Annotated in this window: 6 protein-coding genes; 2 read left to right on the forward strand and 4 right to left on the reverse strand. The window is 32.8% G+C overall.

All coding sequences use genetic code 11. The annotated features are described in order from the left end of the window. The 4 genes from ACIQ11_RS06975 to ACIQ11_RS06990 form a co-directional block, all read right to left on the reverse strand. The coding region (locus tag ACIQ11_RS06975; RefSeq protein WP_396153962.1) for a TCR/Tet family MFS transporter at window positions 1-924 on the reverse strand (924 nt) is incomplete at its 3' end. Window positions 925-1,041: 117 nt separating this feature from the next. Continuing rightward, window positions 1,042-2,058, reverse strand: a complete 1,017-nt coding sequence (locus ACIQ11_RS06980) for a type I restriction enzyme HsdR N-terminal domain-containing protein (protein WP_353079714.1) — start codon at window positions 2,056-2,058, stop codon at window positions 1,042-1,044. Window positions 2,059-2,208: 150 nt separating this feature from the next. Continuing rightward, the gene (odhB, locus tag ACIQ11_RS06985) at window positions 2,209-3,423 is read right to left on the reverse strand and encodes a 2-oxoglutarate dehydrogenase complex dihydrolipoyllysine-residue succinyltransferase (RefSeq protein WP_396153963.1); all 1,215 of its coding nucleotides are present in this window, start codon (window positions 3,421-3,423) and stop codon (window positions 2,209-2,211) included. 63 nt (window positions 3,424-3,486) lie between these two features. Further along, window positions 3,487-6,255: a 2-oxoglutarate dehydrogenase E1 component gene (locus tag ACIQ11_RS06990; RefSeq protein WP_396153964.1), complete on the reverse strand. Its 2,769-nt coding sequence runs from the start codon at window positions 6,253-6,255 to the stop codon at window positions 3,487-3,489. 125 nt (window positions 6,256-6,380) lie between these two features. Here ACIQ11_RS06990 and ACIQ11_RS06995 point away from each other — a divergent pair, with 125 nt between their 5' ends. Next, window positions 6,381-6,935: a hypothetical protein gene (locus ACIQ11_RS06995; RefSeq protein WP_396153965.1), complete on the forward strand. Its 555-nt coding sequence runs from the start codon at window positions 6,381-6,383 to the stop codon at window positions 6,933-6,935. A 58-nt stretch (window positions 6,936-6,993) separates the two neighbouring features. Then, on the forward strand, window positions 6,994-7,958 hold a 965-nt coding region (locus ACIQ11_RS07000), incomplete at its 3' end, for an alkaline phosphatase D family protein (protein WP_396153966.1).

Consider the following 7,958-nt stretch of genomic DNA (forward strand, 5'->3'; position numbering starts at 1 on the left):
CATCCAACTTTCTGAAGCGATGGCGAATAAAAACATCCCTAAAGTATATAACACTAAACCATAAATAATGCTTTTTTCATTTCCGATTTTCGGATTGATCCATCGAATTAACCCCCCTTGTACAATTCCGACTAACAAACCAATGATTCCTAATGAAATACCCACCATTTTTTCATCCCATTTAAATTGATACATCGTAAAGTAACTCCAATTGCTATGTACCGCGTGCGAACCAATATAAACCAATACAATAGATATAAATAATCCGAATATTTTAGGATATTTTTTTAAATTTAAAATGGCACGAATGGGGTTGGTTTTGCTCCAATCTAAATCTCTTCTATTTTCTTTGGGTAACGATTCTGGTAATACAAAATAACCATATAAGAAATTAATAAAACACAATGCAGCAGCGGCATAAAATGGAACTCTTGCTCCAAATTGCCCTAATAAACCGCCAATTACGGGTCCGATTATAAATCCAATTCCGAAGGCAGCACCGATCATTCCGAAGTTTTTAGCTCGATTTTCTGGTGTGCTAATATCAGCAATATATGCGGTTGCTGTGGTAATACTCGCACCAGTTATTCCGGCAATAATTCTTCCAATAAATAAAAAGGTAATGGTAGGAGCAAAGGCTAAAAATAAATAATCCAACGAAAATCCTAAAAGTGAAAACAAAATAATAGGACGACGACCATATTTATCGCTTAAATTCCCAATAAGTGGCGACATTAAAAATTGGGTAAATGCATAAGCAAATAGCAACCAGCCGCCTATTTTGGAGGCGTCACTTAAATCGCCATTAATTAATTCTTGAATTAATTTTGGAATTACTGGAATAATAATTCCCCAACCCGTAATGTCAATTACTAAGGTTAAAAATATAAAACCAATCGCTGCTTTTTTCTCTGTTTTCTTCATAAAAACAAAGAAACAAAAAAAATCCCAAACTCTATTGAATTTGGGATTTCATATATTGGCAAACCTTACAGGTTTCAAAAACCTGTTAGGTTTTATATAATGATATAATTAAAAATTTTACTTTTGGAAGTATATCATTGCGGCATCTAAAATTGTTTTCTTCATCGCAACAACACTTTCAATTCCTTTTACTTCATATTTTATTCCGTTAATTTCAAGTGAATAATTGTTCCGATTATTTAATATTTTACATATAATTTTTTTGTTATTATCATCAACTAAAATATTAAAACTATTTTTTTGATCTCTATAGGTTATTCTATCTGCATCAATTTCTTTTCTATGAATTAGAATTGTTTTAATAGTGTGATAAATTTTTAACTCTTCGGCAGTCGTTATAATTAAACTTCCGTTTTTAGATTCTTCTTCAATTACTTTTTTAAGAGCATTTTGAATAGTATTTGAATTAATTTGTTCGCGGATCTTCAATTTAACTTGATCTGTCATTCTTTTACCATTCATTCTATTAAAAATAGCTTTGATAAAATCGTCTGATGGATCATATAATTCATTGGCAAAAGCATTTGAAAAACCTTGAAGAAAATAAAAATCAGTTGCTTCTTCTAATAACTCTTTAATATCAATATTATTTTTATGTAGTTTTGACAAATTATCAATTAATGAATCATTAATTTCATTAAAGTTAAATACTAAAAAGGGATTCACATTTAGACTTGTTTCTTTGTTTGCTTCATCAGCACTATAAACTCTCCACTCAAGTCCATTTGTTAATATTCCTAACTTACAACTTGGAGTATTAATAAAATATCCGTTCAACTGCCAAGCTTCTTTATCAGTTAATGATTTGCCATATTTTTTACATTCGACAATAATTTCAGGATTTTTACCTTTGACTAATAATCCAATATCTGCTTTATCATTTTTTTGACCCCATCCTGCATTAATTTCAGTTAGCATATCATCCATTCTACTATAACCTAAAATCTCAATAATTGGCTCTATAAGATATTGTCGTGTTTGTGCTTCATTCGTGCATTTTTCTTCAAGTTTACTGAAATCAATTTTAGCAAGAGACTTTTTAATAACGTTTGCTATTTGTTTGTTAATTGGCATTTTTGGTAGATTTTTTGGGTTTATTTTCAAAGATAAAAATTTCTTTTAATTTTCAGATGTTAACAAACAAAAAAAATCCCAAACTCTTTCGAATTTAGGATTTCATATATTGGCAAACCTAACAGGTTTTTGAAACCTGTTAGGTTTATATTATAACTCCAACGCTTTTTTAGGATTGTTATCCATCAATAACTCCATTGGGTTTTCTAACGCTTCTTTTACAGCTACTAAGAAACCAACAGATTCTCTACCGTCAATAATTCTGTGGTCATAAGATAACGCTACAAACATCATTGGGTGAATTTCCACTTTACCGTTTACCGCAATTGGACGCTCAATAATGTTGTGCATTCCTAAAATTCCAGATTGAGGTGGATTGATAATTGGCGTAGATAACATACTTCCGAAAACACCACCATTAGTAATTGTGAAGGTTCCGCCTGTCATATCGTCAACCGTAATTTGTCCGTCTCTTGCACGTAAAGCCAAACGTTTAATTTCTGCTTCTACACCACGGAATGTTAAAAATTCTGCATTTCTAACTACAGGAACCATTAATCCTTTTGGTCCAGAAACCGCAATTGAAATATCTGCAAAATCAAATGCTACTTTATGGTCACCATCCATCATCGAATTTACATCTGGGTACAATTGCAAGGCTCTTGTAACCGCTTTTGTAAAGAATGACATATAACCTAATCCAAGACCATTATGTTTTGCCTTAAATTCGTCTTTATATTGGTTTCTGATGGTATTAATTGGCGTCATATTTACTTCGTTAAAAGTAGTTAACATTGCCGTTTCGTTTTTAGCTGCAACCAAACGTTCTGCTACTTTTCTACGTAGCATAGAAAGTTTTACTCTTTCCGTTCCACGAGAACCTCCAGTTGGTGTTCCCATTGCTGGAATAGCGTTAGCTGCATCTTCTGTAGTAATTCTTCCGCCTTTTCCTGTTCCAACAATGTCAGAAGGGCTGATGTTTTTTTCGTCTAATATTTTTTTAGCTGCTGGAGATGGTGCTCCTGTAGCATATGTTTTTTCAGCAACTGGTGCTGCTTTTACTTCTTCTTTTTTTACTTCTGGTGCTTTTTCAACAGCAGGCGCAGGTGTTGCTCCGTCTGGTTTTGCAGCAGCAGTATCAATATGGCAAACTACTTGCCCTACAGCTACAGCGTCACCTTCTTCGGCTTTAAGCGTAATAATTCCGCTTGCTTCTGCAGGTAATTCTAACGTAGCTTTGTCTGAATCTACTTCAGCAATAGCTTGATCTTTTTCAACGTAATCTCCGTCTTTTACTAACCAAGTTGCAATTTCAACTTCGGTAATAGATTCTCCCGGTGATGGGACTTTCATTTCTAAAATCATATTCTTTCGTTTTTAGTTTTAGGATAAAATGTTTCCTAAAATTATATTAATGTTGTATAACTGTTATTGAAATAATTTTTTATCAAAAACCATAGCAATTGCGTTCGCTTGACGTTTTTTCGAGCGTTCGTAACTTCCTGCTGCTGGCGCACTATATGCTTTTGGCGAGGCTAAACGTAATTTTACTAAATCGAAATTCATTAATAAATAGCCGTAAGCACCCATATTTTTTGGTTCTTCTTGTGCCCAAACATAATCATCTACATTTGGATACGAATCGATAATCGCTTTAATTTGATCTGTTGCTAATGGAAATAATTGTTCAAAACGAATTACGGCTATATCATTTCTTCCTAATTCTTCACGTTTAGCAATAATATCGTAATATACTTTTCCTGTACAGAACACTAAAGATTTAATCGCTTTTTTATCTGATACATTCGGGTCGTCAAGTATTTCTTGAAATTGTCCGTTTACTAATTCATCTGCGCTTGAAACCGCTTGTGGATGACGCAATAAACTTTTCGGTGAAAACACAATTAACGGTTTACGGAATTTCGTTTTCATTTGTCTTCTCATCAAGTGGAAGAAATTGGCTGGAGTAGTAACATCAGCAATGTACATATTGTGTTTTGCACACATTTGTAAATAACGTTCCATACGAGCAGAAGAGTGTTCCGCACCCTGATTTTCATAACCGTGTGGCAATAAGAAAACCAATCCGTTTTGATTGTTCCACTTGTCTTCTCCTGCAGAAATGTATTGGTCAATCATAATTTGCGCTCCGTTAGAGAAATCTCCAAATTGTGCTTCCCAAATGGTTAAGGTGTTTGGCGACGCTAATGCATAACCATATTCAAAACCAACTACACCATATTCTGAAAGGTGCGAATTGTATATATAAAAGTTTCCTTTTTTGTTTTTTATGTCGTTTAATAAAACCACTTCTTCTTCGGATTCTTCCACTTTAATTACGGCGTGACGGTGCGAAAACGTTCCGCGTTCCACATCTTGTCCAGAAATACGAACATCGTATCCTTCAGTAATTAATGAACCATACGCCAATAATTCTCCCATTGCCCAATCTAATTGGTCTTTTTCGAAGAACATTGCTTTTCTATCACCAATTAATTTTGTGATTTTGCTAATGAATTTTTTGTCTGAAGGCAATTCTGTAATAGTTGATGCTATATCAGTTAACTGCTTTTTATCAAATTTTGTATCAAATTTTGATAGCATCACGTCATCTGAAACTTGTTCAAATCCATTCCATTCATTTTGCATAAATGGTGTAATTACAGTTAAACTTTTCTTACGAGATTCTTCTAAATTTTCATCTAATTTTGCTTTGTATGTTTCTTCTAATGTTTTAACATACGTGCCATCAATTACACCTTCTGCTTTTAGTTTTTCAGCATAAATATCTCGAGGATTTTTATGTTTTGAAATAGCTTTGTATAATTTTGGTTGGGTAAAACGAGGTTCGTCACCTTCGTTATGACCGTATTTTCTATATCCTAATAAATCGATAAATACATCGCTTCCAAATTCCATTCTGTAATCTAAAGCAAATAACATCGCGTGAACCACTGCTTCTGCATCATCTGCATTAACGTGTAATACCGGCGATAAGGTTACTTTTGCAATATCTGTACAATATGTTGAAGAACGAGCATCTAAATAATTTGTAGTAAATCCAACTTGGTTATTTATTACTAAATGGATGGTTCCGCCTGTTTTATATCCGTCTAATTTTGCCATTTGTATAATTTCATACACAATACCTTGTCCGGCTACGGCAGCATCACCGTGAACGGCAATAGGTAAAACTTTTGAAAAATCATCTGCAAAATAGCGATCTTGTTTGGCTCTTGTAATTCCTTCAATTACTGCACCAACGGTTTCCAAGTGAGATGGATTTGGTGCTAAATTTAAGTTTATTTTTTTTCCTGAATCTGTAACTCGGTCGGATGTTAATCCTAAGTGGTATTTTACATCACCATCAAAATACATATCATCATCGTAATCTTTTCCGTCAAATTCTGAGAAAATGTTTTGTGTGTTTTTCCCAAAAATATTTGCTAAAACATTTAAACGACCACGGTGTGCCATTCCCATTACAAATTGTTCAACACCTTTTTCTGCAGCCGCTTCAATAAGTGCATCAAGTGCCGGAATTGCAGCTTCACAACCTTCTAAAGAAAATCGTTTTTGACCTACGTATTTTGTATGTAAGAAGGTTTCAAACGAAACGGCTTCGTTTAACTTTTTTAATATATTTTTTTTAACATCACCTGAAAAATTCGGCTGATTGTCGTTAATATCTAATCTGTTTTTTATCCAATCCTGTACTTTAGGTTCTCTAATGTACATAAATTCCACACCAATAGAGGAACAATACACACTTTCTAAATGTTTAATAATATCCGCCAAAGTGCTTGGCTTCATATTAACTATTTTTGCAGCATCAAAAACGGTTGTTAAATCCGCTTGAGACAATCCAAAGTTTTCAATAGCTAAAGTTGGTGAAAACACCCTTCTTTCTCTAACTGGATTTGTTTTCGTAAATAAATGGCCTCGTGTTCGGTAACCATCTATAAGTTTTAAAACATTAAATTCTTTTTGAAGTTGTTCTGAATTTCCACCGGAAACAGCTCCGTTTGCAGTATGTGCAATTTGCTCACCTGGATTTGAAAATTCATTAGCAAAATCGAAACCTTGGAAAAAACTTCTCCAACTTGGTTCTACACTGTCTGGATTTTGTAAATATTGGTCGTATAAATCTGCAAAAAATGCAGTATGTGCTGCGTTTAAAAAGGAAAACCTATCCATAATTCTGTCTAAATGACGATTTGGTTAAAAAATTTTATGCAAAAGTATAAACTTTTATGCTAAATATTCAAAGAAATTAATACTTTTATCTTCAAATTAACAAATAAGTAATAAATATAATGAAAATGAAGAGAAAGTTATTAAATACATTTTTTTATACCCTTATTTTTTTTAATTCTGCATACTTGTTTTCTCAGCAAGACAGCATTCCTAAAACAAAATCTGTTTTTTGGCAAAAAGTACAATTTGGTGGTGGTTTAGGATTGGCTTTTGGTAATGGCTTTTCGAATTTTTCCTTATCGCCAACGGGTTATTATCATATAAATAAAACAGTAAGCGTTGGTGTAGGAATTTCAGGAAGTTATGTTGCTCAAGAATCAAATCCATCAAATTATAATGCTACAGGTTATAAATCGACTATTTTTGGAGGAAGTGTAATTGGATTATTTCACCCAATACAAGATGTTCAGCTTTCTGCAGAAATAGAACAATTAGCAATAAACAGAAAATTTGATGCAGTGAATAGCAGCAAAGACTCATTTTGGAATACAGCGGTTTTTGTTGGTGCTGGATATAGGCAACAAAACGTAACTTTTGGGGTTAGATTTAATTTACTACACGCAAATCAAAATAATATTTATGGTCAATCTTGGCTTCCATTTGTTAGACTAATGTTTTAAAAGTAATTATATCTTAACATAAAATCTATTCTATTTTCTTATTTTTACAAAAAAAATTATGCGATTTATTCTTGCTTTTTTATTGTATTCCGTAACACTTATTTCACAAAATAATTTACAATCTGGACCTATGGTTGGGTATTGTGAAATGAAAGAAGCCCTAATTTGGCTTCAAACGGAAAAGCCAACTACAGTTTATATTTCCTATTATGCTGTAGATAATGTTACAGATGTTTTTAAAAGCGAAAAGTATACAACTTCAAAAGATAATGCATTTACTTGTCATATTGTTTTAGATAAGTTACAGCCAGGTAAAAAATATAATTATGAGGTTTATTTGGATAACAAAAAAATAATTTTGCCTTACGAAACCTCTTTTTCTTCTAAAAAATTATGGCAATTTCGTGAAAAAGCGCCTGATTTTACTATTGCTTTAGGAAGTTGTGCCTACATAAGTGAAGAAGCGTTAGACAGACCAGGAAAACCCTACGGTTCTAATTATTCCATCTTTGAAAGTATTGCTAAAAAGAATCCAGATATTATGATTTGGGGTGGTGATAATATTTATTTACGTGAAGCAGATTACGACAGTAAAACAGGTATTCATCATCGCTACACGTATTCAAGAAAAATTAAAGAAATGCAAGCGCTTTTAGCAAAAACTCAAAATTTTGCCATTTGGGACGATCACGATTTTGGACCAAATGATGGCGATAGAGGTTTTTATTACAAATATGAAACGCAACAAGCGTTTAAAGATTTTTGGGCAAATAAATCGTACGGAATGAATCCCAATCAAAACGAAGGTATTTATTCTTGTTTTAATTGGGGCGATGCAGAAGTATTTTTATTAGACAATCGTTTTTTTAAATCTCCAAACGACAGATTAACCGGTGATAAAGTACTTTTAGGAGAAACACAAATACAATGGTTAATTGATGCATTAGTATCATCAAAAGCCAGTTTTAAAATTATCGTAATTGGCGGACAAGTTCTAAGTTCGGCAGCTGTTTTTGAAAATTA

The organism is Flavobacterium sp. (assembly GCF_044361065.1).
GTDB lineage: Bacteria > Bacteroidota > Bacteroidia > Flavobacteriales > Flavobacteriaceae > Flavobacterium.